Below are 25,332 nucleotides of genomic sequence, written 5' to 3'. Positions count from 1 at the left end.
GCTCGTCCCATGCGCTACATCATCATCGGGGCAGGGGCGGTCGGCGGCACCGTCGGAGGACGGCTGGCGGAGGCCGGGCAGGAGGTCGTCCTGGTCGCCCGGGGCGCCCACGCGGCGGCGCTCCAGCAGGGCGGACTACGGCTGGTGGTGCCGCAGGGCGAGCTGACGCACCGGCTGCCCGTGGTGGCCGGACCGGCGGAGCTCGGCGTACTGCGCGCCGACGACGTCCTCGTCCTCGCCGTGAAGACCCAGGACAGCGAGGCCGCCCTCGGCGTCTGGGGCCCGGCCCCGGTCGAGGGCGGCGGCACGGCCGCCGAGCGGCTGCCGCTGGTCTGCGCGCAGAACGGGGTCGAGAGCCAGCGCCTGGCCCTGCGCCGCTTCCGGCGGGTGTACGGCGTCTGCGTCTGGCTGCCCTCCACCCATGTCGAACCCGGCGTGGTCTCCGCCGCCGGCGCCCCGCTCACCGGCATCCTCCACCTCGGCCGGCATCCGCACGGCACCGACGACACGGCCCGCCGGATCGCCGCCGACCTGGAGAAGGCGCACTTCGAGGCACCGGTCGTGGAGGACGTGGCCCGCTGGCAGTACGCCAAGCTGCTCGCCAACCTGGGCAACGCGCTGGAGGCGGTGAGCGGCCCGGTCGGCGACCCGCAGGCCGAGGCGCTGTTCGCCCGGGTACGGGCGGAGGGCGCGGCGGTGCTCGACGCGGCGGGCATCGCGTACGCGAGTGCCGAGGAACAGCGCGCGGTGCGCGGCGACAAGGTCACCCTCGTCCCCCTCGACGGCGTCCCGCGCGGCGGCGGCTCCTCCTGGCAGTCCCTGAGCCGGGGCGCCGGCACCATCGAGGCCGACTACCTCAACGGCGAGATCGCCCTCCTCGGCCGGCTGCACGGCGTACCGACCCCGCTGAACGACCTCCTCCAACGCCTGGCGAACGCGTTCGCCCGGGAGGGGAGGGCGCCGGGAACACTGCCGGTGGACGAGCTGATACGACTGGCCGACGAGGCGGAGACGCGCCACCGCTGACGGGCGGTCGGCGCGGGGGAGCGGGGCGGGGCGTCAGGCGCCGACCGCCGCCAGCGCCGGCGTCCGGGCCGCGTCGTACCGGTCCAGCAGCACCCGCGCCACCTCCGGAGCCGGGCCCAGCACCTCCGCCAGGACGTCCGCCTCCGCCGCGCCCCGCGCGATGCGGTCCGGCAGGAACCCCGGTGCCAGGACGTACGGGGCGACGGCGACCCGCTCGCAGCCCAGCGCCCGCAGTTCACGCACCGCGTCCTCGGTGCGCGGCAGGGATGCGGAGGCGAACGCAGGCCGCACGGCGCACCAACCGGTGTGCCGCCACTCCCGCGCGATTGCTGCGATCACTGCGATCGCCTCCGGGTCCGTGGACCCCGCCGAGGCCAGCACGACCCCGGTCGAGGGCTTGTCGGCGGGCGTCAGGCCCGCCTCGTACAGCCGTCGTTCCAGCGCCCGCAGCAGCAGCGGCGACGGGCCGAGCACCTCGGCCTGCCGGATCCGCAGCCGCCGCGGCGCGTCCCCGAGGACCGCCGGGATGTCCGCCTTCGCGTGGAACGCGCGGGTCAGCAGCAGCGGCAGGGCGACCACGTCACGGACGCCCTGTGCCGCCAGCGACTCCAGCACCCCCTGCACGGAGGGGACGTTGAAGTCGAGGAAGCCGGTCTCCACGCGCAGCCCCGGCCGCAGCGACCGCACCCGCCGTACGAGGGCGTGCACGGTCGCCGCGTGCCGCGGATCGCGGCTGCCGTGGGCGATGACGAGGAGAACCGGCCCGGTGCGCATCCCGACGCTCAGCCCTTCACCAGCAGGCCGCGGCTGCGCAGCACCCACCGCTCCAGCGGGCTGAAGATCAGCAGGTCGATGGCGATGCCCACGAACAGGATGAGCAGGATCGCCTCGAACACCATCCCCATGTCGCTGGCGTTGCGCCCGTTCTCCAGGAGCTGGCCGAGGCCCACGCCGAGGTCGGGGAAGGAGGCGATGATCTCCGCCGCCATCAGCGAGCGCCACGAGAACGCCCAGCCCTGCTTCAGACCCGCCACATAGCCCGGCAGCGCCGCCGGCAGCGTGATGTACACCGTGCCCTTGACGCCCGTCGCGCCCATGGTGCGGCCGGCCCGCAGGAACAGCGGCGGCACCTGGTCGACGCCGGACACCAGCCCGTTGGCGATCGAGGGGACCGCGCCCAGCAGGATCACCGCGTACATCATCGAGTTGTTCAGACCCAGCCACAGCACGGCCGGCGGCACCCACGCCACCGACGGCAGCGACTGGAGCCCGGACAGGATCGGACCGATCGCCGCCCGCACGAACTTCACCCGCGCCACCAGCAGCCCCAGCGGGGTGCCGATGGCGAGCGCGAAGAGGAAGCCGAGCAGACCGCGCGAGACGCTCGTCCAGATGTAGCCGAGCAGCTTCCCCTCGAGCCAGGCCGTCTTGAGCGTCTGCCAGACGTCCCCGGGGGCCACCAGCTTGCTCGGGTCGTCGACGACCTTGAACGCGATCTGCCACACGACCAGCAGCAGCACGGTCGCCAGGATCGGCGGCAGGATCTTGTCCACGAAGGTGCGCGTGAACGGCGTCCGGCCGGTGGCGGTGACACCGTCGAGCGCGTCGAGACCGGCCTCGACGCTCCCGGTGTCGGCGGACTTCGTCTCAGTGCTGGCCATGACGGCGGATCTCCCCACGCAGGACATCGGTGATTTCCAGGGACAGTTCCGCCACGGGGGCGTCCTCGATACGGCGCGGCTGCGGGATGTCGACCACCCACTCGCGCGCGATCCGGCCGGGCCGGGACGACAGCAGGATCACCCGCTGGGCGAGCCGCACCGCCTCACGCACGTTGTGGGTGACGAACAGGACCGACAGCCCCGTCTCCGTCCAGATCCGGGTGAGCTCGTCGTGCAGCACGTCCCGGGTGATGGCGTCCAGCGCCGCGAACGGCTCGTCCATCAGCAGCAGTTGGCTCTCCTGGGCGAGCGCGCGGGCCATCGCCACCCGCTGCCGCATACCGCCCGACAGCTCGTGCACCCGCTTGCCGTACGCGCCCTTCAGCCGGACGAGCTCCAGCAGCTCCTCGGCGCGCCCGCGCCGGTCCGCCTTGGGAACCCCCCTGAGCTTCAGGGCGAGTTCGATGTTCTTGCCGGCGGTGAGCCAGGGGAACAGGGCGTGCTCCTGGAACATCAGCGCCGGGCGGCCGTCGGTCGTGATGGACCCGGCGGTGGGCCGGTCCAGCCCGGCCACCAGGTTCAGCAGCGTCGACTTGCCACAGCCCGAGGCCCCCAGGAGGGTGACGAACTCGCCCGGTGCGACATCGAGGGTGATGTCGTCCAGGACGAGCTGCTGCCCGCCCGGTCCCGCGAAGGACTTCGATACATGATCGAGGCGTGCCGCGTACTCCACCGTTTCGGCGGCCTTGGCGAGGGTCGTGCTCATGGTCGTCACCTCCTGGGAACTCATCGGGACGTCGGTCAGCTCACGCCGAGACCGGCGTCGTCGACCGCGGGCTCACCCGCGGCCTTGAGGACCTTGTTCAGGATCGACAGGTCGTAGATGCCCTTGAGGTCGGGCTTCTCCAGCAGACCGGCCTTGACCGCGTGCTCGGCCTCGGTGCTGAGGGTGGAGGCCAGCGGGTCGTTGATGAACTGGATCGACTCCCACGCCGGGTCGAGGACGTTCGTGGGCAGCGCCTTGCCGGAGTCCGCCTCGAGCTGCTTGTTGGCCGCCGCCTTCGCCTGGTCCGGGTTGGCGTTGATCCACTTGTTGGACTCCACCGAGCCCTTCAGCACGGCCTCGACGACCTTCGGGTGCTCGGTGAGGAACTTCTGCGACACGATGATGTTCGTGATCACGAACTTCTTGTCGGGCCACAGCGACGCCTCGTCGAGGAGGACCTTGCCGCCCTCGGCGACCAGCTTCGACGCGGTCGGCTCCGGCACCCACGCGCCGTCGATCGAGCCCGCCTTGAACGCGTCCGGCGTCACCTTGTTGTCGCTGCGGACGACGGTGACATCGCCCTTGCCGCTCTGCGCGTCGACCTTCCAGCCCTGGTCCGCGATCCAGTTGAGGAACGCCACGTCCTGCGTGTTGCCGAGCTGAGGCGTCGCGATCTTCTTGCCCTTGACGTCCTTGAGGGACTTGACCTTGTCCGGGTTGACGACGAGCTTCACGCCGCCGGAGGCCGAACCGCCGATGATCCGCAGGGACTTGCCGTCGGACTTGGTGTAGCCGTTGATGGCCGGGGAGGGGCCGATCCAGCCGATGTCGATGGAACCGGCGTTCAGCGCCTCGATCTCCGAGGGACCCGCGTTGAAGGTGGCGTAGGAGGCCTTCGTGGCGCCCAGCGCCTTCTGGAAGATGCCCTGCTCACGGCCGACCAGCGCGGTCGCGTGGGTCAGGTTGCCGAAGTAACCGATCTTGACGGTGTCGAGCCCGTCGATCTTCTCCGCTCCGGCGGCGACCTTCTCGTTCTTGTTGGTGTCCTTGGCCTCGGAGCCGTAGCCGCAGGCGGCGAGGGTGAGGAGGGGGAGAGCGGCTACGGCGGCGAGGCCGCGGCGAAGAAGCGTTGAGCGGGAGACAGGCACGGGAGGGGTTCCTCTCGTTGGCCCGGCGGTCACGGTCTTTCAGGTCGTGGCCGGGTGATCGGCAAGGGTCTTCGTCGCTTCCGGGACGGCGGGTGGGGGGACGGGGCGCGCAGGCAGTGCGCGTACGTCAGCGCACACATCGCGCCACTCCGCCCTGTCCGCTGCCGAGGGCACCGCTGCCGACGCGGCCGCCCTCCTTCGCGAACGTCCCGTAGAAATCAATGGGGTTCATGCTCAGAAGTCCCAACCGTCGTCGTCGGAGTCGTCCTTGACGGGCTCGGGGGAGGCGAACGACTCGCCGACCATACCGGCGGTCAGCGTGGTGCCGTCGGCCGGATCGATAAGGATGAACGATCCCGTGCGGCGCGAATCCGCATAGGAGTCCACCGGCAGCGGCTCCGCGGTACGGATCTTCACCCGGCCGATGTCGTTGGCGACGAGCTGTCCCGGGTGCGGGTGCAGGGACAGGTCGTCGAGCGTGAGCCGGGACGGGATGTCCTTCACGATCGCCTTGACCGTGCGGGTGCCGTGCTTGATCAGCACCCGGTGACCGACCGTCAGCGGCTGGTCGGCCACATGGCAGACGGTCGCCTCCACGTCCTGGGTGGTGGCCGGCGCGTCCTTGCTGGGCACGATCAGGTCGCCGCGCGAGACGTCGATGTCGTCCGCGAGCAGCACGGTCACCGACTGGGTCGTCCAGGCCACGTCCACCGGCGCGCCCAGCAGGTCGATCCCGGAGATCGTCGAGGTGCGGCCGGACGGCAGGACCGTGACCTGGTCGCCCACCCGGAAGGTGCCGGCGGCGATCTGGCCCGCGTACCCCCGGTAGTCGGGGTGCTCGGCGGTCTGCGGCCGGATCACGTACTGCACGGGCAGCCGGGCGTGGCAGTGCGCCAGGTCGTGGCTGACGGGCACCGTCTCCAGGTGCTCCAGAACCGTGGGGCCGCCGTACCAGTCCATGGTCGAGGAGGGCTCCACGACGTTGTCGCCGGCGAGCGCCGAGATCGGGATGGCGGTGATCTCGGGGACGCCCAGCTCGGTCGCGTACGCCGTGAACTCCTCGGCGATCGCCGCGAACACGGACTCCCGGTAGTCGACCAGGTCCATCTTGTTGACGGCGAGCACGACGTGCGGGACGCGCAGCAGGGCCGCGATCGCCGCGTGCCGGCGGGTCTGCTCGACCACGCCGTTGCGGGCGTCGACCAGGATCACCGTCAGCTCGGCCGTGGAGGCACCGGTGACCATGTTGCGGGTGTACTGCACATGGCCGGGGGTGTCGGCGAGGATGAACCGCCGCCGGGGGGTGGCGAAGTAGCGGTAGGCCACGTCGATCGTGATGCCCTGCTCGCGCTCGGCCCGCAGCCCGTCCGTGAGGAGGGCGAGGTCGGGACCTTCCTGGCCGCGCGAGGCCGAGGCGCGCTCCACGGCCTCCAACTGGTCGGTGAGGACCGATTTGGAGTCGTGCAGCAGCCGGCCGACGAGGGTGGACTTGCCGTCGTCGACGGAACCGGCGGTGGCGAACCGCAGGAGCGTGGTGGCCGAGAGCTCCTCGGCGGTGATCGTGCTCATGGCTAGAAGTACCCCTCGCGCTTGCGGTCCTCCATGGCGGCCTCGGACATCTTGTCGTCGGCGCGGGTGGCGCCGCGCTCGGTGAGCCGGGAGGCGGCGATCTCGGTGATGACCTGGTCCAGGGTCACCGCGTCGGAGTCGACGGCACCGGTGCAGGACATGTCACCGACGGTCCGGTAGCGCACGAGGCGCTTCTCGACGGTCTCGCCGTCCTTCGGGCCGCCCCACTCGCCGGCGGTCAGCCACATCCCGGACCGCTGGAACACCTCCCGCTCGTGCGCGAAGTAGATGTCGGGCAGGGCGATGTCCTCGCGGGCGATGTACTGCCAGACGTCGAGCTCGGTCCAGTTGGACAGCGGGAAGACGCGGACGTGTTCGCCGGGTGCGTGGCGGCCGTTGTACAGGTTCCACAGTTCGGGCCGCTGCCGGCGCGGGTCCCACTGCGAGAACTCGTCGCGCAGGCTGAACACGCGTTCCTTGGCGCGGGCCTTCTCCTCGTCGCGGCGTCCGCCGCCGAAGACCGCGTCGAACCTCTCCGCCTGGATCCTCTCGGTGAGCGGCAGGGTCTGCAGCGGGTTGCGGGTGCCGTCGGGCCGCTCGCGCAGCACGCCGCGGTCGATGTAGTCCTGCACGGAGGCGACGTGCAGCCGCAGCGCGTGCTCGGCGACGACCCGGTCGCGGTACTCCAGCACCTCGGGGAAGTTGTGCCCGGTGTCGACGTGCAGCAGCGAGAAGGGGATCGCGGCCGGGGCGAACGCCTTCAGCGCGAGGTGCAGCATGACGATGGAGTCCTTGCCGCCGGAGAACAGGATCACCGGGTTCTCGAACTCGCCCGCCACCTCGCGGAAGATGTGCACCGCCTCGGACTCCAGGGCGTCCAGGTGGCTGAGGGCGTACGGGCTGGCCGTGCCCTCCTCGGTCGTGGCGACGGTCGTCACACCAAACCCCTCTCGCTGAGCAGCGCGTACACCGACGCCGCCGACTCCTGCACGGTCTGGTCCTGGGACTCGATCCGCAGATCGGGCGACTCGGGCACCTCGTACGGGTCGTCGACACCGGTCAGCCCGGTCAGCTCGCCGGCCGCCTGCTTGGCGTACAGACCCTTCACATCGCGTACGGAGCACACCTCGACCGGGGTCGCCACATGGACCTCCAGGTACGCCGACCCGCCCTCCTGGTGGCGCTTGCGCACCGCCTCCCGGCTGTCCGCGTACGGCGCGATCACCGGCACGAGCGCCTTCACGCCGTTGCGGGCGAGCAGTTCGGCGAGGAAACCGATGCGCTGCACGTTGGTGTGCCGGTCCTCCCGGCTGAAACCGAGGCCGGCCGAGATGAACTCGCGGATCTCGTCGCCGTCGAGCACCTCGACACGGTGGCCCTCCGCGCGCAGCCGGCCGGCCAGCTCGTACGCGATGGTGGTCTTGCCGGCGCTCGGCAGACCCGTGAGCCAGACGGTGGCTCCGGTCGTCACGTGGTTCTCCAATGTCTGTGTCATGGGGGTCAGCCGTGCAGCCCGCACTCGGTCTTGGCGCGTCCCGCCCAGCGGCCGGCGCGTGCGTCCTCGCCCTCCAGGACCCGGCGGGTGCAGGGGGCGCAGCCGACGGAGGTGTACCCGTCCATCAGCAGGGGGTTGGACAGTACGCCGTGCTCCGTGATGTACGCATCGACGTCGTCCTGGGTCCAGCGGGCGATTGGCGAGATCTTGACCTTGCGCCGCTTCTCGTCCCAGCCGACGACCGGTGTGTCCGCCCGGCTGGGGGACTCGTCGCGCCGCAGGCCGGTGGCCCAGGCCCGGTATCCCGCGAGTCCCTCCTCGAGCGGTCGCACCTTGCGCAGCTTGCAGCACAGGTCGGGGTCACGGTCGTGCAACTTCGGCCCGTACTCGGCGTCCTGCTCGGCGACCGACTGGCGGGGGGTGAGCGTGATGACGTTGACGTCCATCACGGCCTCGACCGCGTCGCGGGTGCCGATGGTCTCCGGGAAGTGGTAGCCGGTGTCGAGGAACACCACGTCCACGCCCTTGAGGACCCGGGACGCCAGATGCGCGACCACCGCGTCCTCCATGGAGGAGGTCACGCAGAAGCCCTTGCCGAAGGTGTCCACCGCCCACTGGAGGATCTCCAGGGCGGAGGCGTCCTCCAGGTCACGGCCCGCCTGCTCGGCGAGCGCCTTCAACTCCTCGGTCGTACGGCCTTCCTGAACCGTCGTCATATCCGGTCCCCTCCCGTGTCGGTGCGCTGAACACCCCGGGCCAGCAGCCCGAGGAACTTCAGCTGGAATGCGCGGTTGCACGCCGCGCATTCCCACGCGCCATGGCCCTGTTCGCTCGGTCGCAGGTCCTCGTCACCGCAGTACGGGCAGTGGAAGGGGGCAGCCCGCTCGCTCATGAGAGGGCCTCCTCACTGGCCCGCGCGGCCCAGGCGGCGAACCGCTCGCCGTCCTCGCGCTCGTCCTGGAACCGCTTCAGGACGCGCTCCACGTAGTCCGGCAGCTCCTCGGAGGTCACCTTCAGGCCGCGGACCTTGCGGCCGAAACCGGCCTCCAGACCGAGCGCGCCGCCCAGGTGCACCTGGAAGCCCTCGACCTGCCGGCCGTTGTCGTCGAGGACGAGCTGCCCCTTGAGACCGATGTCCGCCACCTGGATACGGGCGCAGGCGTTCGGGCAGCCGTTGACGTTGATGGTGATCGGCTCGTCGAAGTCCGGCAGCCGGCGCTCCAGCTCGTCGATCAGGGCGGAGCCGCGCTGCTTGGTCTCGACGATGGCGAGCTTGCAGTACTCGATACCGGTGCAGGCCATGGTGCCGCGCCGGAACGTGGACGGCCTCGCGGTCAGGTCGAGCGCCTCGAGGGCCTCGACCAGCGAGTCGACCTGGTCCTCCACCACGTCGAGGACGATCATCTTCTGTTCGACGGTGGTGCGCACCCGGCCCGAGCCATGGGCCTCGGCGAGGTCGGCGATCTTCGCCAGGGTGGCGCCGTCCACCCGGCCGACGCGCGGGGCGAACCCGACGTAGAAGTTGCCGTCCTGCTGCCGGTGCACACCGACGTGGTCGCGCCAGCGCGAGACGGGCTCGGCGGGCGCCGGGCCGTCGACCAGCTCCCGCTTGAGGTACTCGTCCTGCAGCACCTGGCGGAACTTCTCCGCGCCCCAGTCGGCGACGAGGAACTTCAGGCGGGCGCGGTTGCGCAGCCGCCGGTAGCCGTAGTCCCGGAAGATGCCGATCACACCGGCCCAGACCTCGGGGACCTCGGCCAGCGGCACCCAGGCGCCGAGCCGGACGCCGATCTTCGGGTTGGTGGACAGACCGCCGCCGACCCACAGGTCGAAACCGGGGCCGTGCTCGGGGTGCTCCACGCCGACGAACGCGATGTCGTTGATCTCGTGCACCACGTCCAGCAGCGGGGAGCCGGAGATCGCGGACTTGAACTTGCGCGGCAGGTTGGAGAACTCCTTGCTGCCGATGTACCGCTTCTGGATCTCGTCGATCGCCCAGGTGCCGTCGATGATCTCGTCCTCGGCGATCCCGGCGACCGGCGAGCCGATCACGACACGCGGGCAGTCGCCGCAGGCCTCGGTGGTGGACAGGCCGACGGCCTCCAGCCGGTTCCAGATCTCCGGGACGTCCTCGATGCGGATCCAGTGGAGCTGGATGTTCTGCCGGTCCGTGATGTCCGCGCTGCCCCGGGCGAACTCCTGCGAGACCTCACCGATCACCCGAAGCTGCCGGGTGGTCAGCCGGCCGCCGTCGATGCGCACCCGCAGCATGAAGTACTTGTCGTCCAGCTCCTCCGGCTCCAGGATCGCGGTCTTGCCGCCGTCGATCCCGGGCTTGCGCTGGGTGTACAGCCCCCACCAGCGCATCCGGCCGCGCAGGTCGTTGGGGTCGATCGAGTCGAAGCCGCGCTGGGAGTAGATCGTCTCAATGCGTGTCCGCACGTTGAGACCGTCGTCGTCCTTCTTGAACTGTTCGTTGCCGTTGAGCGGGGTGAAGTGACCCAGAGCCCACTGCCCCTCGCCGCGGTGACGGCTCACCTTGCGGCGGGGCGCGGAGGCGGCAGGGTTCTGCGGGGTGGCGGCCATGGTGGATACGTCCTTCGGGACAGGCGGAAAGCGGCTCTGACCTGCGCGTACGGGCGCATGGGAGGATGCGTGCGCGTCGTTGCGCAGAGGGAAAGCTGGATCAGGAGACGTCGGCGGTGCTGTGCTGTCAGCCCGCCGGACAGATGGCGCTGGACATGCGGCCGAGGTCGACGTGCCGCCGACTCACCAAGGCAATTCCAGTTCCAGACATGGCGGAAGCGTGTCACGGCGATCTGGACACAGTCCAGCTTTATCCGCCATGTGGACACCCTTGTCCCGAGATGTGAGACGGAGGTGTCGTCGATCACATGGCGCGCACGGACCCTTGTCCCCGCAGGTCAGAACGGATATGCGCGGCCCGGTCAGACGGCGTGCGCACCAGGCCAGGGGCCCGGCGCGGCCACCTCGGGCTGCTCCTCCACCTTGGTGTCGAACAGCTTGAAACCCCGCCGCCGGTAATTGGCCATGGCGTGCTCGCCGTCCAGGCTGCAGGTGTGCAGCCACACCCGCTTGGTCTGCGGCAGGCCCGGCCAGCGGTCCCCGAGGTCCCAGGCGCGGGCGGCCCCGTACGACAGCAGATGCCCGCCGATCCGCCGCCCGCGGAAGGCGGGGATCAGCCCGAAGTAGACGATCTCCACGGCCCCGTCGTCCTGCGGCTCCAGCTCCACGTACCCGGCGGGCGTGCCGTGGTCGTAGGCGACCCAGGTCTCGACCCCCGGGCGCGCCAGATGCTCGGCCCAGCGCGGGTACGGCCAGCCCAGCCGGTCGATCCAGCGGATGTCTCCGCCGACGGACGCGTACAGGAAGCGGCTGAACTCGGGGGAGGGCACCTCGGCGCGGACGATCCGGACGTCACCGTCCGGCGCGGCCGCCGGGAGGAGGTCGGTCGGGGCGGTCTGCTCCAGGGACCAGGTGGTCACGGGGATGTTGGTCATGCGGCCAGGGAATCATCGCGGCCGAGGATCTGTCGATCGCGGTCCGGGCGCGGGCCGCCCGGCCGGCGCCCGATTCCTCCTCCGGCGCCCCCGCCGTTCCCGCTTCCTACTGCGCCGGCAGACGCGCCGGGTGCTCCGAGGCCGTGCTCGCGATCGTGGACAGCGGTGTGGCGAACAGCACGCGGCCCGACTGGGCCCAGACCTCACCCGTCTCCGCCCAGTAGGACAGGGACTCCGTCCGGGTGCTCCAGCAGGCGTGCGATCCGGCGGTGCCGCACTCCGCGGCCCGGGCGCCCTCCTTCTCGGCGGTGGACTGCCGCCACAGCACCCCGTGCCGCTCCCCGGCCCCGGCGGCGCGGCTCACATACCAGGCGCCGGCGTACGACAGCACGCCCCGCACGCCGGTGAGCTTCGTCTCGTACGCCTCCGACACCCGCACCCGTACGTCGGTGCCGGTGGCGAGCAGGCCCTCGTGGCCGGCGGCCGTGCTGAACGGGTAGCGCCACAGCCGGGCGGCCCGGTCGCCGCCGTCGAGGGTCCACTCGCCGGCGACCAGGGTGTCCGGGGCGGTGCTGCGGTCGAGGGAGATGCTGGTGGGCCGAGGCGCGTCCGCGCCGCCCAGCTCGTAGGAGCCGACGGCCGGCAGGACGAACCGGTAGCCGTGCGCCGACCAGCCGCCGTCCGTGCGGCCGACCGCCTCGCCGGTGACGTCGGCGCGCTGGACGCGGTTCATGTCGTACACGTAGAGCGCGGCCGTGTCCCCGTCGTCGGCGGTGACCAGCAGCTTGTTCTGGTACCAGACCATCCCGGAGACATGGGAGACCAGCCCCCGGTAGTCCCGGCCGCCGTCCACCGGGACGGCCAGCAGCACCCAGGTGTAGGTGAGCCGGCCGAGGTCGTTGGCGTCGACGAACGCGACCCGGGCGAGGTCACGGTCGCCGGACGCGCCGCCGGTGTGCGACCAGGCGGAGAGCACGACCCGGTTGCTGCCCCAGACGCCGTCGTCGTCGGCGTCACCGGACGTGGTGACCGCGCCCGGCTCCCAGCCCTCGGTGTCGCCGCTGTTCCAGCAGTACGCGCGCGTGGCCGCGGGGGAGACCGGCAGGTCGGCGCGCTCGGCCGTGGCGCACTCGTCCGCGTCGCGCAGCGCGCCGTCGGCGTCGGCGAGCACCGCGCCCACCCCGACCGGCCTGCCCATCGCACCGGCCAGCCGGTCCAGGTCGGCCCGCGGCACCGAGCGGGGTGTCAGGGCCGGCTCCCCGGTCCCGGCCGACGCGGCGAGCGGCTTGAGCGCGCCGGGGCCGTCGTCGGTGACCGTGGCCTGGGAGGCGCTGATCAGGGTGGCGGCGGCGGTGAGGGCGAGGGCGGTTCCCGCGAGGAACCCCCGCAGTGCCCTGCCCCGCCTGCGCCGGCGGTGTCGGCCGCGTTGTCTCATTCGTCCTCCCGAGGCGGGCCAACTGCGCCTGATGATCCGTACGTTGACCGAGGAGCAGGTGGGGTGACCCGTAGAGGGATGCTACGGCAGACGGTGCCCTTCCCGGACGAAGACCTCGCAAATATGCGGAAGATGCCACCGAGTGCAGCATTCCCGCTACGGTGTGCGATCGCGAGGGCGTTCGGGACATGGTGTGGCGGTGCGGCCCCGCAGCACCGCGGGCGCCGTCGAGTGCGGCAACAGGCCCGCCGGGTCCGGAGGGAGGAGCACCTCCACCTCCGCCTCCTCGCAGAAACGATACGGCCGATGTTCCAGGAAACCCCCCAGATACCGCCGCACCCGCGACATCTCCGCCCGCACCGTCACCGTACGCGCCGGATCACCGAACATGTCCTCGGCCAGCCCCGACGCACTGCGACCACCCCGGTGCACCGCCAGCAGATACAGCAACTCGGCATGCCGCGGACTGAGTTCGTGGGTCCAGGTGCCCGCACCGCCCGACACCGTCACCGACCAGCGCCGCGCCCGCCCCAGATCCAGCACGATCCGCGTCGTGTCCCCCGGCACCCGCCCGCCCGCCTCGTCCACCGCCCGCACCAACCAGCCCCCCGCCAGCGGCTCCAGCGCGCACAGCCCCAGCGCCGGCAGCCACCGCCGCCCCGCCGACGGCGACTTCGGCAGCGCGATCCGGTTGACGTACGGCATCCCGCTCACCGCCGCCGTCCAGCCGTCCCCGTCCACCACCGCCGCCCGGCCACCCAACCGGGCCAGCACCGGCGCCGCCACCGCCCGCAACCGCTCCAACGACCCCACGTGCAGCTCCCGCAACCGCGCCTCCGCGAGCTTCGCCACCGACTCCACCCACGCCAGCGTCGCCGGATGCATCGTCTCCAGCGGCCCGCTGACATCCACCACACCGAGCAGCAGCCCGTTGCGCGGATCGCAGATCGGGGCGCCCGCACACGTCCAGCTTCCGTGCGACCGCACGAAATGCTCACCGCCGAACACCTGCACCGGCCGCCGCACCACGGCCGACGTCCCCACCCCGTTGGTGCCGACCACCTCCTCACCCCAGTGCGCCCCCGGCTCGAAACCGAGCCCGTCCGCCTTGCGCAGCACCGGGGAAGACCCCTCCCGCCACAGCACGCGGCCCTCCCCGTCGGCGACGACCATGATGTGCTGCGCCACGTCCGCCACCGACAACAACCCCTCCCGCAGCACGGGAAGCACCTCCCGCAGCGGCGACTCCTGCCGCAGCCGCCGCACTTCGTCCGCGCCCAGCACCTCCGGCGGGAAACCCTGCTCGGGATCCACCCCGCCGCGCAGCACCCGCTCCCAGGACTGCTCGATCACCGGACGCGGCGCCACCCGCGCCCGCCGCCCGGCCAGCCGGGCGTCCCGCACCTCGTTGAGCACCCGAGCCGCCCGCGCGGCGTCGACGGCCGCGAGCCGATCCACATTCAACGGCGAGTTGGCCACAGGAGCCTCCCGGGAGGACACGGAGAGAACGGTTTCCCGCACCGACTGTTTCCAGTCGTGCCGAAGGCCCCCATCTTGCCCTCCACCCCGGCCGGACGGGTGCACTCCGGTCACAACCACCGACACGTTGCAACCCCTTGCAACCCTGGTGAACGTCCACACCGTGTCCGAAACTTGAGCCACGTCGTCCCGAGCGGCGATTCTGGCCTCGCAGGGCCAAAGCCGCGGGGGTGGTGCCGTGTCGGCGCAGCACCACCCCCGCACCTGTCCACCCAGGTCAGACCCCCACAGCGGCCCGCTCCACCACGGCCGCCAGGGGCAGCCCGTGCGGCAGCGTCCCGAACGCCGCACCCCCGTCCCCGCCGAGCCGCGACGCACAGAACGCGTCCGCCACCTCCGACGGCGCGAACCGTACGAGCAGCGCCCCCTGGAGCACCAGCGCGAACCGCTCCGCCAGCCGCCGCGCCCGCGCCTCCACCCCCTGCAGATCGGCCAACTCCGTCAGCAGCCCCTTGATCGCCCCGTCCAGCCGGTGATCCGCCCCGCGCGCCAGGGCCACCTCCCGCAGATACGCGTCCAGCGCCCCCGGCTCCCGCCGCAACGCCCGCAGCACATCGAGCGCCTGCACATTGCCCGCGCCCTCCCACACCGAGTTCAGCGGCGACTCCCGCACCAGCCGCGGCATCCCCGACTCCTCCACATACCCGTTGCCGCCCAGACACTCCGCCGCCTCCACCACCAGCGGCGCACAGCGCTTGGTCACCCAGTACTTCGCCGCCGGCACCGCGATCCGCAGAAACGCCCGCTCCTGCTCACCCCCGTCGTCGTAGGCCGCCGCCAACCGCAGCCCCAGCGCCGTCGCCGCCTCCGACTCCACCGCCAGATCCGCCAGCACATTGCGCATCAACGGCTTGTCGACGAGCCGCCCCCCGAACGCCTCACGGTAGGTGCAGTGATGCACCGCCTGCGTCACCGCCTGCCGCATCAGCCCCGCCGACCCCAGCACACAGTCCACCCGGGTCGCCGCCACCATGTCGATGATCGTGCGCACCCCCCGCCCCTCCTCCCCGACCCGGCGCGCCCACGTCCCGTCGAACTCCACCTCCGCCGACGCGTTCGACCGGTTGCCCAGCTTGTCCTTCAGCCGCTGCAACCGGAACACATTGCGCTCCCCGTCCTCCAGCACCCGCGGCACCACGAAACACGTCAGACCCCCCGGAGCCTGCGCCAGCACCAGGAACGCGTCCGACATCGGCGCCGAACAGAACCACTTGTGCCCCGTCAGCGCGTACGCCCCCGACTCCGCCAGCGCAACCGCCCGGGTCGTGTTCGCCCGTACGTCGCTGCCGCCCTGCTTCTCCGTCATCGCCATCCCGAACAGCGCCCCCGCCTTCAGGCGCGCCGGCCGCATCTCACGGTCGTACAGCGTGGACGTCAGCCGCGGCTCCCACTCGGCCGCCAGCTCCGCGTCCACCCGCAGCGCCGGCACCGCCGCGTGCGTCATCGACAGCGGACAGCAGGTGCCCGCCTCGACCTGCGTCCACACCACGAACGCCGCCGCCCGCCGCACATGCCCGCCCGGCCGCGCCCACGCCGCCGTCAACCCGGCGCTGACCCCCTTGCCGAGCAGCCGGTGCCACGCCGGATGGAAGTCCACCTCGTCCACCCGGTGCCCGAACCGGTCGTGCGTGCGCAGCGTCGGCGGATGCCCGTTCGCCTGCACCCCCCACTCCCGCACCTGCGCCGACCCCGCGGCCCGCCCCAGCGCGGACAGCTCGCCGCGCGCCTCCTGCGCCAGCGCCGGATCCAGATGCCGTTCCACGGCGGACACCAGGGCGCGGTCGTCGCCGTAGACGTCGTACCCGCTCAGCTCGGGCGGCTGATTGGTCACGGTGTGCGTGCTGCCTGCCATACCGCGAACCTACCCCCGAGTACGCCCCCCATGACGACCCGAGGCCCCGCGCGCCGCTCCCCGACCGGGCGACGAGGCCTTGCCGGAGGTGAGTGCGGCCCCGAACGGCGGATACCTTTAGGGCGTGCAGCCAGCGAGACATTCACCCGAGCAACCCGGAGGCCCCACGGGACGCCTCCACCGGGCGCGTGCCCTCTACCGGAACGTCTCCAAGCGCCGGACCGCCTGGCTGCTGTTGAAGGACACCGTCAACTCCTGCATCGAGTACCGCATCCTCGGTCTCGCCGCCGAGGCCGCGTTCTTCACCCTGCTGTCCGTGCCGCCCCTGCTGCTCAGCCTCATCGGCCTGCTCGGCTACGTCGACGACTGGACCGGCACCGACTCGATCAGCAGCCTCGAGAACAACATCCTCGAAGCCTCCCGCACGGTCCTGTCCGACAAGGGCGTCGCCCAGATCGCCCAGCCCATCCTCGACGACGTCATGAAGGGCGGCCGCCCCGACGTCATCTCCATCGGCTTCCTGTTCGCCCTGTGGTCGGGATCCCGCGCCGTCAACGTCTTCATCGACACCATCACCGTCATGTACGGCCTCGACGGCGTCCGCGGCATCGTCAAGACCCGGCTCGTGGCGTTCCTGCTGTTCATCGCCGCCCTGCTGATCGGCTCCGTCGCCCTGCCCCTCATGGTCGCCGGACCCGACGCCGTCGTCCGGATCGTGCCCTGGTCGACCACCGTCGTCCAGGTCCTGTACTGGCCCGTCGTGATCGTCCTGTCCGTCGCCTTCCTGACCACCCTCTACCACGTGTCCGTGCCCGTGCGCTCCCCGTGGATCGAGGACGTCCCCGGTGCGCTCGTCGCCCTCGCCATGTGGGTCCTCGGCAGCTTCCTGCTGCGCATCTACCTCACCCACACCATCGAGGGCGCCACCATCTACGGCTCCCTCGCCGCCGCCGTCGCCGTCCTGCTGTGGATCGGTGTGTCCGCGTTCGCCGTCCTCGTCGGCGCCGCCGTCAACGCCGCCATCGACCGTGTCTGGCCCGCCGCCGCGACCGCCGCCGCCCGCGCCGCCAACGAACGCCTGCGCGAGGAGGAGGCCGCCGAGTACGTCGCCCGGATGACCGCCGCCCGCACCCACGACGACGACCCCGACGACCCCGACATGCCCTCCGAGTTCCCCGAACGCTGGTCCCGCTTCCTGCCCCCCGACGACGTCACCGCCCGCCTGCGCACCCACGCCAAGACCTCCCCCAAGCCCAACGGCACGACCGGGACGAACGGCGAGGAGCCACGCGAAAACGAAAACGGCACGTGAACGCCCCGTGACCCTCGGCCCCCACGAGCGGGCGGCGTAGCCTGGCCACGTGTACCAGGAACGGCCCTCCCGGCTGGCCGGCGCGGTCCTCTGGACGAACGCACCCGTCCCCGGAGCCGACGCCCGCCCCGTGCTGCCCGACGGCTGCATGGACCTGCTGTGGAACGACGGCCGCCTGCTCGTCGCCGGCCCCGACACCCACGCCCACCTCCCCGACGGCCCGCCCACCACCTGGGCCGGCGTCCGCCTCTACCCCGGCACCGCGCCCGCCCTGCTCGGCGTCCCCGCCCACACTCTGCGCGACCGCCGCGTGGACCTCGCCGATCTGTGGCCGGCGGCCCGCGTACGGCGCCTGACCGCGCGCGTCGCCGCGGCCCCCGACCCGGCCACCGCACTGGAGGAGCTGGCCCTGGAACGGGCCACCCCGCCCGACCCCGCACTGCGCCGGCTGGTCACCGCGCTCGCCGAGGGCCACTCCGTCGCCGCGACGGCCGACGCCCTCGGCCTCGGCGCCCGCCGGCTGCACCGACACTCCCTCGCCGCCTTCGGCTACGGCCCGAAGACCCTCGGCCGGATCCTGCGACTGCGGCGCGCCCTCGACCTCGCCCGCGCCGGAGTGCCGTACGCGGACACGGCGGCCCGCGCCGGTTACGCCGACCAGGCCCATCTCGCCCGAGACGTACGCGAGTTCACCGGCACCACACTGAGCGACCTACTGTCGCGCTAGGTGTATTGATCACGAGCGTTGTTGACACTGGCGGGTCTTGAACATGGCGAAGACCTCCGATGTGGTGGAGCTGTCTAAGAACACACCGCACGGAGGTCTTCGTGTCCCACCGTAATGCCCGGCTGACCGTTCACGGCAGGCGGCTGCTCGTCGAGCGTGTCCGTTCGGGCCGCCCCGTCGCGCATGTCGCGGCCGAGATGGGCATCTCACGTGTCACGGCCCACAAGTGGATGCGCCGCTGGCAAGCGGAGGGCGAACAGGGGCTGCACGACCGCCCCAGCCGTCCACTGACGACACCCCACCGCACGGCGGCAGCCGTGGAGGCCCGGGTGTGCCGGCTGCGCCAGGACCGCAAACTCGGCCCCGCCCGCCTCGGCCCCGTCCTGGGACTGCCCGCCTCGACCGTGCACCGCATCCTGGTCCGCCACGGCCTGAACCGGCTTGCCTTCCTCGACCGGCCCACCGGCCAGGTCATCCGCCGCTACGAACGCGACCGACCCGGCGAACTCATCCACGTCGACGTCAAGAAACTCGGCCGCATCCCCGACGGCGGCGGCCACAAGGTCCTGGGCCGCCAGGCCGGCCGCGCCCGCCGCAGCAGCGTGGGCTTCGACTACGTCCACTCAGCCATCGACGACCACAGCCGCCTCGCCTACAGCGAGATCCACCGCGACGAGAAAGTCGCCACCTGCGCCGGCTTCCTCACCCGCGCGGCCGCCTTCTTCCACGCCCACGGCATCACCCGCATCGAACGCGTGCTCACCGACAACGCCTGGGCCTACCGCAAGGGCCTGGCCTGGAAGCAGGTGCTCATCGAGATCGGCGCGACCGGCAAGCTGACTCGCGCCTACCGCCCGCAGACCAACGGCAAGGTCGAACGCTTCAACCGCACCCTGCTCGACGAGTGGGCCTACCTGCGGCCTTTCACCAGCAACGACGAACGCACCGCAGCCCTGGCCGACTTCCTCCACACCTACAACTACCATCGCTGCCACACCGCACTCGGAGGCCAGCCACCCATCACCCGAGTCAACAACCCTGCGGGTCAATACAGCTAGGCCGTGTCTGACAATTCCCGTCTGCCTCGCGACGCCATGCACGCACTCTCGGCGCACCGGGCGCAGACCCGAGTACGCCCAGTACGAGGGTCTACGCCCGGCACGCCGAGAGCACGCACCTGACGCCGCCAGGCCGCCCTCCGGGCGACGACGGGAATTGTCAGACACGGCCTAGCGGCGCGAACAGGTCGACGCCGTTGCCGTCCGGATCGTGCACCACGGCGTACCGCTGCCCCCAGAACGCGTCCCACGGCTTCAGCTCGCCATGATGTCCCGCACCCACCAGCGCCTCGTACACCGCGTCCACCTCGGCCGGCCCGTCACAGCGCAGCGCGAGCGAGGCCCGGCCGCCCCCGGACGGCGCACGCCAGCCCGGATGGAAGGAACGCACGGTCTCCTCGGTGTCCAGCAGCAGCCGCAGCCCGCCCGGCAGCTCCGCCTCGGCGTGCGGCTCCCGCTCGGCCCCTTCGGGGAACGCGAACCCCAGGCCGCGGTAGAAGGCGACGGAGGCGGCCATGTCGGAGACGACCAGCCCTACGGCATCGAATCGTGTACTCATACGGCCACCGTAGGCACCGCGGGCACGGCCGGTCTTGAAGGAAACGGACACCCCCCGCTCCGCCTCAGCCGAAGGTCACCGGCCCCTTCGGGGTGTCCAGCGTGCAGGAGAACGCCGCAGGCCCCTCCCCGACCCGCAGATCCGTACCGAGCACGGACAGCACCGCGCGCAGCTCCCCGGGATCGGGCGCCGTGGCGGTCAGCTCCCGCAGCGGGGTCACCGGCAGCCCGGACGCGGACGGGTGCGGCGCGGCACCCCAGTCGATGAGGAACGGCACCAGACCGGACGGATGCGGGCGGCCGCCGTCGGTCAGCCGCCACCGCAGCAGCGTGCCGTCGGGCCGCCGACGGCTCATCTCCCGCACATCACCCGGGTCGTAGCCCCCCGCACGGGCGGCCGCGACCGTCCCGTCCAGGTCCACAGGACTGATCGCCCAGGTCAGGACCCGCGCCCCGGCGAGACCGTCCACACCGAACGGCCGCGGACCCACCGGTTCGGGCTGGTCCGGGTCGGGACCGAGGATCTCCAGATAGGCGCCCCCGCCCAGCCCCACCAGATGGTTGCGGGTGCCGTGCCCGAGATGCACCCCGCCCGGCGCGGGCACCACCCCCGTACGCCGGGTGAACTCCGCGACCGTCGCCGCCAGTTCGGGGGTCGCGAGGACAATGTGGTCGAGACGTGCCGGAATGGTGTTCATCCCGCCCGAGCGTACGCGCCCCGCCCCCGACGGGAGCACGGAAAGTTTCGCTCGACGATCTCCCTGGGCCCCGGCCGCCCCCGGCCCTAGGCTCGGCGGTATGACCGCCCGCCTGCTCCTCTACACCCGCACCACCGCCTACCGCCACGACTCCATCCCGGACGCCGTCACCGCCGTACGGGCCCTCGACGGCTTCACGGTGGACCACAGCGAGGACCCGGCGGCCCTGGAGGCCCCGCTCGACGGATACGCGGCCGTGGTCTTCCTCTCCACCAGCGGCGAGGTCCTCACCCCCGCCGGGCGCGAACGCCTCGCCGGATACGTCGGTGCGGGCGGCGGCTTCGTCGGCGTGCACTCCGCGGCCTGCACCGAGTACGACTGGCCGTACTACGGCGACCTCCTCGGCGCCCGCTTCGACCGCCACCCCGCCCACCAGCCCGGCAAGGCGGTGATCGAGGACCACGACCACCCCGCCACCCGGCACCTGCCCACCGTCTGGGACTTCACCGACGAGTGGTACGACTTCCGCACCAACCCCCGCGGACGCGTCCGCGTCCTCGCCGGCGCCGACGAGACCTCGTACGAAGGCGGCGCGATGGGCGCCGACCACCCCCTCGTGTGGTGCCGCGAGGAAGGCGCCGGCCGCGTCTTCTACACCGCCCTCGGACACGCCTCCGAGGCCTACCGCGACCCCGACTTCCTGGCCCATCTGCGGGGCGGCATCGCCTGGGCGGCCCGCGTGGGACGCGACGCCCAGTGACGTTTCTGCGGTGAACCGCTTCCGCCATCGGGGTGAGTGACACCCCGCGCGCGCCGGTCCGCGCCGCCGCTGCGGCGATCCTCCTGATCGGTGAAGGAACGGCCTGTTCGGTGAGGAACAGCCCGCTCGGTGAAGGAACGGTCAGGAGGAACCGGACGTTGACCTACGGGACCAAGCTGCGCGAGCGCATCGCCGCACCCGGGACGACCCCGCTGATCGGCGTGTACGACATGTACTCGGCGTCGATCGCGGCACAGCACTACGACGGGATGTTCGTCTCCGGCTTCGGCTTCGCGGCCTCCTACTACGGACTGCCCGACATCGGCTTCATCGCCTGGCCCGACATGATGGCGTTCGTGCAGCGGCTGCGCGGAGCGTTCCCCGGCCACCACCTCCTGGTCGACATCGACGACGGCTACGTCGATCCCGAGGTCGCCTGCCACGTCGTGGACGGCCTCGAACGCATCGGCGCCTCCGGCGTTGTCCTGGAGGACCAGAAACGACCCCGCCGCTGCGGCCACGCCGACGGCAAACAGGTACTGCCCCTGGACGAGTACCTCACCAAGCTGGAGATGGTCCTCGCCACCCGCCGCGACCTCCTCGTCGTCGCCCGTACCGACGCCACCGACGAGCGCGACATCCTGCACCGCGCCGAGACCCTCGCCGCCACCGACGCGGACGTGGTCCTCGTCGACGGCGTCCGCAGCGTGGACTGGATCCGCCGCATCCGCGCCGTCGCCGGCGACAAGCCCCTGCTGTTCAATCAGATCGCCGGCGGCAAGTCCCCCCGCCTCTCCCTCGCGGAACTCGCGGACCTCGGTGTCGACGTCGCCATCTACAGCACCCCCTGCCTCTTCGCCGCCCACGAGGCCATGCACGTGGCCCTCAGCGAACTCCGCCGCACCGACGGCCGGTTGCCCGAACCGAGAAACGGCACCGACGGAGTGGGTGTCCAGACGTCGACCCGCCTGCTGGAACGCAACATCGCCCGGAGCCGGATGACACACGGGGGCTCCAGGACCTGACGGCGCCGGCCACGACCGTCACAGGCGCTCCGCCACACGAACCAGGTCGGCGACCGCGCGCAGCCGGCTCTGCGACGGCCAGGCGATCACCGTCGTCAACGCCTGCCCCGGCCATGTGGCCACCGACCTCAACGGATTCAGCGGCACACGCACCCCCGAGCAGGGCGCGGCCGTCGCCGTCCGCCTGGCGACCCTGCCCGACGACGGCCCCACCGGCCTCCTGTTCGACGACGAGGGAGTCGTGCCCTGGTGACGCACGCGCGGGCTCAGCGCCTCGGCGGAGCCGTGCTCGCCCGCTCCACCAGACGCGTCGACAGCTCCGTCCGGGTTCCCTCCGGGTGCTCGCCGTCCATCATCCGCACCAACAGCCGCAGCGCCGTCGCCGCCATCTCGGCCAGCGGCTGCCGGACGGTGGTCAGCGCGGGCGTCGCCCAGCGGGACTCCGGCAGATCGTCGAACCCGACCACACTGATGTCGTACGGAATCCGCAAACCCCTCTCCAGCACCGCCCGGTAGACCCCGAGCGCCATCGCGTCGGAACAGACGAAGACGGCCGTCGGCGGCTCGGGAAGATCGAGGAGCTCCTGCATCCGGCGGTACGCGGTCGACTCGTCGAAACCGCCGTTGCGCACATACTCGGCCCGGTGCGGCAGCCCCACCGCAGCCAGCGCCGAACGGTACCCCGCTACCCGCGCACCGCTGCACATCTTCCGTCGCGGCCCCGCCACCACCGCGATCCGCTCATGACCGAGCGCCAGCAGATGCTCGGTCGCCGTCACCCCGCCCCGCCAGTTCGCCGCCCCCACCGACACCACCCCCGGCGGCGGCTCCACCGCCGGATCGATCATCACGAACGGCGTACGGTGCTGCTCCAGCCACGCGTACTGAGACGCCGTCAACTCGGCCAGATTGAACAGCACTCCGGCCGAACCCCGCACGGTCAGCTTGTCCAGCCACCCCCGCTGCGGCCGGCCGCCCCGGGTCCGCGACAGCGCCGCCGAGACCACCACGTCCAACCCCGCGTCGTGCGCCGCCTCCTCCACGCCGTGCAGCACCGCACCCGACCAGGAACTCTCCAGCGAGTGCACGACCAGATCGACCAGGCGGGGCGGCTTCGACGCGTCGAACCGCGGTCTGCGGACATAACCGAGCCGGTCCAACGCCTCCGTGACCCGCCGTCTGGTCTCGGGCGCGACATCCTCCCGCCCGTTGACCACCTTGGACGCGGTGGGTACGGACACCCCCGCCTCACGGGCCACGACCGCCAGCGTCGGACCGGCCGTCGCGCCCGCACCCGCCGTGCGCACCATGGGGAACCACCTCTCCGGCCCGCCCGAGGCCATCGAAAGCTCGACCAGCGCCCTTTAGGAGCCGATCCGGACAGGCGGCTCACAGAAAGCGCTTGCTATCCTAGGGGCGGGGCGGCGAGAGGTGAAGACGCCGGGGTGGCGGGGCTCCGGATCGTGCGGGCTCGGGGCGCCGAAGTGCCGAAACCGGGGGTCAGCCGCCGCTCTCCGCGCACGTCAGCCGAAAGTCCCGGAAGTCCGCCGTGAACGCGGCGTCGACCAGATCCCGCGCATGGATGCCGGCCAGCGTGCCCGTGAAACGGAGCCGGCCACCGTGGTCGTCGGACAACCGGGCGCAGTCCAGAGCCGGCCCGACCTGTGTCCGCCCCCCGTCCCGCACGTACCAGAAACACGCCTCCGCCCCCTCGACGGTCACCCCCAAGGTGAGAGGCTCCCGCAGGTCGACCTCCACGACCGCCGCCTGCCGTGCCCCCGTCTCGTCCCGCTCGACCAGGCTCAGCACCGTCCGGCCCCCGCCCTCCCACTGCTGGCCGCGCTGCGGCTCACCCGGCGACTCCGCCCAGGTCAGATCCAGCGAGAGGTACGCCTCCGCGTCGTACCGCAGGATCAGACCCGCGGCCTGCGTGAACGTCAACGGCCGTGCTTCCACGACCACTTGAGCCGTCGCCGCGTGTTCGGTGAGGCGCTGGGCGAGCAGGCTCTGCGCCCATCGGGACTCCGGTCCCTGGCGACCACGGAGGCGGATCCAGCCCGGACGGGAGACGACGTCCGCCCAGGAGGGGTCCGGCGGTTCGCGCAGGGTGCTCCAGGGCCAGCCCAACGGAGCCGTGGGGGAGGCGGGTCGGGACTGCGGGGCGGCGGTGCCCGGCTCGGCTTCTTCTTCTTCTTCTCCTCCTCCTCCTGCTGCTTCTGCTCGCGGGACGGCGACCTCGACCGCCGGGTGCCAACCGCCCTGCCGGAGACGGGGCCTTCCCTCCGCGTCCCAGATCACCGACTGGATCGCGGTCTCCCGCCCCAGCGTGCAACGAGGGCCGTCCGGGGTGTGCAGCGGGCGGGCCGTGAGGTGGCCCAGGAACCACTGCCCGTCGGGGGCCCGCGCCAACTCCCCGTGCCCCGCCTTCTGCAACGGCAGCCCCGGGTTGTCGCGGGAGGTCAGCATCGGGCAGTCGTCCAGGTCGTACGGGCCGGTGAGCGTCCGGCTGCGGGCCGTGCGGACACCGTGCTCGAACCCGGTGCCCCCCTCGGCCAGGAGCAGGTGGTACCAGCCGTCGTGGCGGAGCAGCTTCGGCCCCTCGATCAGCCGGTCGTGCTGGAGCAGAAGGCGCGTGCCGCCGAGCGGGGCCAGGGTGTCGCGGTCCAGCTCGGTGAGGACGATGCCGGCGAAACGCCGCCCGCCGGGGCGGTGGTCGTTCTGCAGATTGAGCAGCCAGAGCCGGCCGTCCTCGTGGAACAGGGCGGGATCGAAACCGTGACTTGCCACGCGGCGGGGCGGTGTCCACGGCCCGCTCACCTCGGAAGCCGTGCTGACGTAGGTGTCCTGGTCGAAATACGGCGTACCGACCGACCGTACGACGGAGTGGACCACCCAGAAGCGTTCCCCGTCCCAGCTCAGCGACGGGGCCCAGATGCCGCCCGAGTCGGGGACACCGGCCAGCGTCCCGCCCGGCGCCGCGCCGTCGACATGGCCGGCGTACTCCCAGGTCACGAGGTCGCGGGAGCGGTGGATCGGGATGGTCGGGAACCACTCGAAGGAGCTGGTCGCCACGTAGTACCAGTCGCCGGCCCGGATCAGGGAGGGGTCGGGGGCGAAGCCGCGGAAGACGGGATTGCGGGCGACGACCGTCGGCTGTATGCCGTCCACGGCGGCTCGCGTAC

The 25,332-nt window shown here is 71.9% G+C and carries 25 protein-coding genes and 1 pseudogene; 7 read left to right on the top strand and 19 right to left on the bottom strand.

Annotated elements, in window-relative coordinates:
• Positions 1 to 9 precede the first annotated feature (9 nt).
• Complete coding sequence (locus OG852_RS12760) at positions 10 to 1,026, top strand: ketopantoate reductase family protein (protein WP_133914548.1); 1,017 nt, start codon at positions 10 to 12, stop codon at positions 1,024 to 1,026.
• A 33-nt stretch (positions 1,027 to 1,059) separates the two neighbouring features.
• Here the strand turns inward: OG852_RS12760 and OG852_RS12755 are convergent, their stop codons facing one another.
• The 15 genes from OG852_RS12755 to OG852_RS12685 all read right to left on the bottom strand — a co-directional run bounded on the left by OG852_RS12755 (position 1,060) and on the right by OG852_RS12685 (position 16,012).
• Positions 1,060 to 1,800, bottom strand: a complete 741-nt coding sequence (locus OG852_RS12755; protein WP_330347982.1) for a sirohydrochlorin chelatase — start codon at positions 1,798 to 1,800, stop codon at positions 1,060 to 1,062.
• Positions 1,801 to 1,808: 8 nt separating this feature from the next.
• A complete protein-coding gene (locus tag OG852_RS12750) occupies positions 1,809 to 2,687 on the bottom strand; it encodes an ABC transporter permease (RefSeq protein WP_133914546.1) in 879 nt (292 codons plus the stop codon).
• The gene (locus OG852_RS12745; RefSeq protein ID WP_133914545.1) at positions 2,674 to 3,477 is read right to left on the bottom strand and encodes an ABC transporter ATP-binding protein; all 804 of its coding nucleotides are present in this window, start codon (positions 3,475 to 3,477) and stop codon (positions 2,674 to 2,676) included. The genes OG852_RS12750 and OG852_RS12745 overlap by 14 nt, the downstream gene beginning before the upstream one ends.
• 11 nt (positions 3,478 to 3,488) lie before the next feature.
• On the bottom strand, positions 3,489 to 4,601 hold the full coding sequence (locus OG852_RS12740) for an aliphatic sulfonate ABC transporter substrate-binding protein (protein ID WP_133914544.1): 1,113 nt from the start codon (positions 4,599 to 4,601) through the stop codon (positions 3,489 to 3,491).
• Positions 4,602 to 4,835: 234 nt separating this feature from the next.
• Positions 4,836 to 6,170 carry a sulfate adenylyltransferase subunit 1 gene (locus OG852_RS12735; RefSeq protein WP_330347981.1) on the bottom strand — a complete coding sequence of 445 codons (1,335 nt, stop codon included), beginning with the start codon at positions 6,168 to 6,170 and terminating at the stop codon, positions 4,836 to 4,838.
• Between the two features lie 2 nt (positions 6,171 to 6,172).
• Complete coding sequence (gene cysD, locus OG852_RS12730; protein ID WP_133914541.1) at positions 6,173 to 7,108, bottom strand: sulfate adenylyltransferase subunit CysD; 936 nt, start codon at positions 7,106 to 7,108, stop codon at positions 6,173 to 6,175.
• Positions 7,105 to 7,641 (bottom strand): adenylyl-sulfate kinase, encoded by a 537-nt coding sequence (cysC, locus tag OG852_RS12725; RefSeq protein ID WP_133914540.1) that lies wholly within the window; start codon positions 7,639 to 7,641, stop codon positions 7,105 to 7,107. Before cysC ends, cysD begins: the two co-directional genes overlap by 4 nt.
• Before the next feature lie 29 nt (positions 7,642 to 7,670).
• On the bottom strand, positions 7,671 to 8,381 hold the full coding sequence (locus OG852_RS12720) for a phosphoadenylyl-sulfate reductase (RefSeq protein WP_133914539.1): 711 nt from the start codon (positions 8,379 to 8,381) through the stop codon (positions 7,671 to 7,673).
• Entirely contained in the window at positions 8,378 to 8,557 is a 180-nt protein-coding gene (locus OG852_RS12715) for a hypothetical protein (RefSeq protein ID WP_133914538.1), read from the bottom strand. The genes OG852_RS12720 and OG852_RS12715 overlap by 4 nt, the downstream gene beginning before the upstream one ends.
• A complete protein-coding gene (locus tag OG852_RS12710; RefSeq protein WP_133914537.1) occupies positions 8,554 to 10,251 on the bottom strand; it encodes a nitrite/sulfite reductase in 1,698 nt (565 codons plus the stop codon). The genes OG852_RS12715 and OG852_RS12710 overlap by 4 nt, the downstream gene beginning before the upstream one ends.
• Positions 10,252 to 10,378: 127 nt before the next feature.
• Positions 10,379 to 10,462, bottom strand: coding sequence for a putative leader peptide (locus OG852_RS12705; protein ID WP_309500612.1), 84 nt, complete (start codon positions 10,460 to 10,462; stop codon positions 10,379 to 10,381).
• Positions 10,463 to 10,613: 151 nt separating this feature from the next.
• Entirely contained in the window at positions 10,614 to 11,186 is a 573-nt protein-coding gene (locus OG852_RS12700) for a GNAT family N-acetyltransferase (protein WP_133914536.1), read from the bottom strand.
• Between the two features lie 106 nt (positions 11,187 to 11,292).
• Complete coding sequence (locus tag OG852_RS12695) at positions 11,293 to 12,621, bottom strand: hypothetical protein (protein ID WP_330347980.1); 1,329 nt, start codon at positions 12,619 to 12,621, stop codon at positions 11,293 to 11,295.
• Positions 12,622 to 12,777: 156 nt separating this feature from the next.
• Positions 12,778 to 14,100, bottom strand: a complete 1,323-nt coding sequence (locus OG852_RS12690) for a GAF domain-containing protein (RefSeq protein ID WP_330351440.1) — start codon at positions 14,098 to 14,100, stop codon at positions 12,778 to 12,780.
• A 277-nt stretch (positions 14,101 to 14,377) separates the two neighbouring features.
• Entirely contained in the window at positions 14,378 to 16,012 is a 1,635-nt protein-coding gene (locus tag OG852_RS12685; RefSeq protein WP_330347979.1) for an acyl-CoA dehydrogenase family protein, read from the bottom strand.
• Between the two features lie 124 nt (positions 16,013 to 16,136).
• On the opposite strand from OG852_RS12685, the gene OG852_RS12680 reads away from it, so the two are divergent.
• The 3 genes from OG852_RS12680 (at position 16,137) to OG852_RS12670 (ending at position 19,109) form a co-directional block, all read left to right on the top strand.
• On the top strand, positions 16,137 to 17,324 hold the full coding sequence (locus tag OG852_RS12680; RefSeq protein WP_133914533.1) for a YihY/virulence factor BrkB family protein: 1,188 nt from the start codon (positions 16,137 to 16,139) through the stop codon (positions 17,322 to 17,324).
• A 49-nt stretch (positions 17,325 to 17,373) separates the two neighbouring features.
• Positions 17,374 to 18,051, top strand: a complete 678-nt coding sequence (locus tag OG852_RS12675; RefSeq protein ID WP_330347978.1) for a helix-turn-helix domain-containing protein — start codon at positions 17,374 to 17,376, stop codon at positions 18,049 to 18,051.
• Positions 18,052 to 18,152: 101 nt separating this feature from the next.
• A complete protein-coding gene (locus tag OG852_RS12670; protein ID WP_330347977.1) occupies positions 18,153 to 19,109 on the top strand; it encodes an IS481 family transposase in 957 nt (318 codons plus the stop codon).
• Between the two features lie 160 nt (positions 19,110 to 19,269).
• On the opposite strand, the gene OG852_RS12665 is transcribed toward OG852_RS12670, so the two are convergent.
• A complete protein-coding gene (locus OG852_RS12665) occupies positions 19,270 to 19,668 on the bottom strand; it encodes a VOC family protein (RefSeq protein WP_133914701.1) in 399 nt (132 codons plus the stop codon).
• A gap of 64 nt (positions 19,669 to 19,732) precedes the next feature.
• Complete coding sequence (locus OG852_RS12660; RefSeq protein WP_133914531.1) at positions 19,733 to 20,365, bottom strand: VOC family protein; 633 nt, start codon at positions 20,363 to 20,365, stop codon at positions 19,733 to 19,735.
• 100 nt (positions 20,366 to 20,465) lie between these two features.
• Here OG852_RS12660 and OG852_RS12655 point away from each other — a divergent pair, with 100 nt between their 5' ends.
• The 3 genes and pseudogenes from OG852_RS12655 to OG852_RS12645 all read left to right on the top strand — a co-directional run.
• A complete protein-coding gene (locus tag OG852_RS12655; protein ID WP_133914530.1) occupies positions 20,466 to 21,125 on the top strand; it encodes a ThuA domain-containing protein in 660 nt (219 codons plus the stop codon).
• Between the two features lie 158 nt (positions 21,126 to 21,283).
• Positions 21,284 to 22,150, top strand: coding sequence for an isocitrate lyase/PEP mutase family protein (locus OG852_RS12650; RefSeq protein ID WP_330347976.1), 867 nt, complete (start codon positions 21,284 to 21,286; stop codon positions 22,148 to 22,150).
• Positions 22,151 to 22,241: 91 nt separating this feature from the next.
• A pseudogene (locus OG852_RS12645) lies at positions 22,242 to 22,403 on the top strand (dehydrogenase); the annotation flags it as partial.
• Positions 22,404 to 22,416: 13 nt separating this feature from the next.
• On the opposite strand, the gene OG852_RS12640 reads toward OG852_RS12645, so the two are convergent.
• Together OG852_RS12640 and OG852_RS12635 are read right to left on the bottom strand one after the other, a co-directional pair.
• Positions 22,417 to 23,460: a LacI family DNA-binding transcriptional regulator gene (locus OG852_RS12640; RefSeq protein WP_133914528.1), complete on the bottom strand. Its 1,044-nt coding sequence runs from the start codon at positions 23,458 to 23,460 to the stop codon at positions 22,417 to 22,419.
• A gap of 190 nt (positions 23,461 to 23,650) precedes the next feature.
• A complete protein-coding gene (locus OG852_RS12635; protein ID WP_330347975.1) occupies positions 23,651 to 25,318 on the bottom strand; it encodes a family 43 glycosylhydrolase in 1,668 nt (555 codons plus the stop codon).
• Positions 25,319 to 25,332 lie beyond the last annotated feature (14 nt).

Source organism: Streptomyces sp. NBC_00582, assembly GCF_036345155.1.
GTDB lineage: Bacteria > Actinomycetota > Actinomycetes > Streptomycetales > Streptomycetaceae > Streptomyces.
Note: the sequence above shows the minus strand (reverse complement) of the source record. Positions and strands in the feature narration are given on the sequence as shown.

Excerpts from the sequence above, each read along its gene's own strand:
- OG852_RS12760 (WP_133914548.1), top strand. The coding sequence starts at position 10 with ATGCGCTACATCATCATCGGGGCAGGGGCGGTCGGCGGCACCGTCGGA.
- OG852_RS12755 (WP_330347982.1), bottom strand. The coding sequence starts at position 1,800 with ATGCGCACCGGGCCGGTTCTCCTCGTCATCGCCCACGGCAGCCGCGAT.
- OG852_RS12750 (WP_133914546.1), bottom strand. The coding sequence starts at position 2,687 with ATGGCCAGCACTGAGACGAAGTCCGCCGACACCGGGAGCGTCGAGGCC.
- OG852_RS12745 (WP_133914545.1), bottom strand. The coding sequence starts at position 3,477 with ATGAGTTCCCAGGAGGTGACGACCATGAGCACGACCCTCGCCAAGGCC.
- OG852_RS12735 (WP_330347981.1), bottom strand. The coding sequence starts at position 6,170 with ATGAGCACGATCACCGCCGAGGAGCTCTCGGCCACCACGCTCCTGCGG.
- OG852_RS12720 (WP_133914539.1), bottom strand. The coding sequence starts at position 8,381 with ATGACGACGGTTCAGGAAGGCCGTACGACCGAGGAGTTGAAGGCGCTC.
- OG852_RS12715 (WP_133914538.1), bottom strand. The coding sequence starts at position 8,557 with ATGAGCGAGCGGGCTGCCCCCTTCCACTGCCCGTACTGCGGTGACGAG.
- OG852_RS12710 (WP_133914537.1), bottom strand. The coding sequence starts at position 10,251 with ATGGCCGCCACCCCGCAGAACCCTGCCGCCTCCGCGCCCCGCCGCAAG.
- OG852_RS12705 (WP_309500612.1), bottom strand. The coding sequence starts at position 10,462 with ATGTCTGGAACTGGAATTGCCTTGGTGAGTCGGCGGCACGTCGACCTC.
- OG852_RS12700 (WP_133914536.1), bottom strand. The coding sequence starts at position 11,186 with ATGACCAACATCCCCGTGACCACCTGGTCCCTGGAGCAGACCGCCCCG.
- OG852_RS12695 (WP_330347980.1), bottom strand. The coding sequence starts at position 12,621 with ATGAGACAACGCGGCCGACACCGCCGGCGCAGGCGGGGCAGGGCACTG.
- OG852_RS12685 (WP_330347979.1), bottom strand. The coding sequence starts at position 16,012 with ATGGCAGGCAGCACGCACACCGTGACCAATCAGCCGCCCGAGCTGAGC.
- OG852_RS12665 (WP_133914701.1), bottom strand. The coding sequence starts at position 19,668 with ATGAGTACACGATTCGATGCCGTAGGGCTGGTCGTCTCCGACATGGCC.
- OG852_RS12660 (WP_133914531.1), bottom strand. The coding sequence starts at position 20,365 with ATGAACACCATTCCGGCACGTCTCGACCACATTGTCCTCGCGACCCCC.
- OG852_RS12655 (WP_133914530.1), top strand. The coding sequence starts at position 20,466 with ATGACCGCCCGCCTGCTCCTCTACACCCGCACCACCGCCTACCGCCAC.
- OG852_RS12640 (WP_133914528.1), bottom strand. The coding sequence starts at position 23,460 with ATGGTGCGCACGGCGGGTGCGGGCGCGACGGCCGGTCCGACGCTGGCG.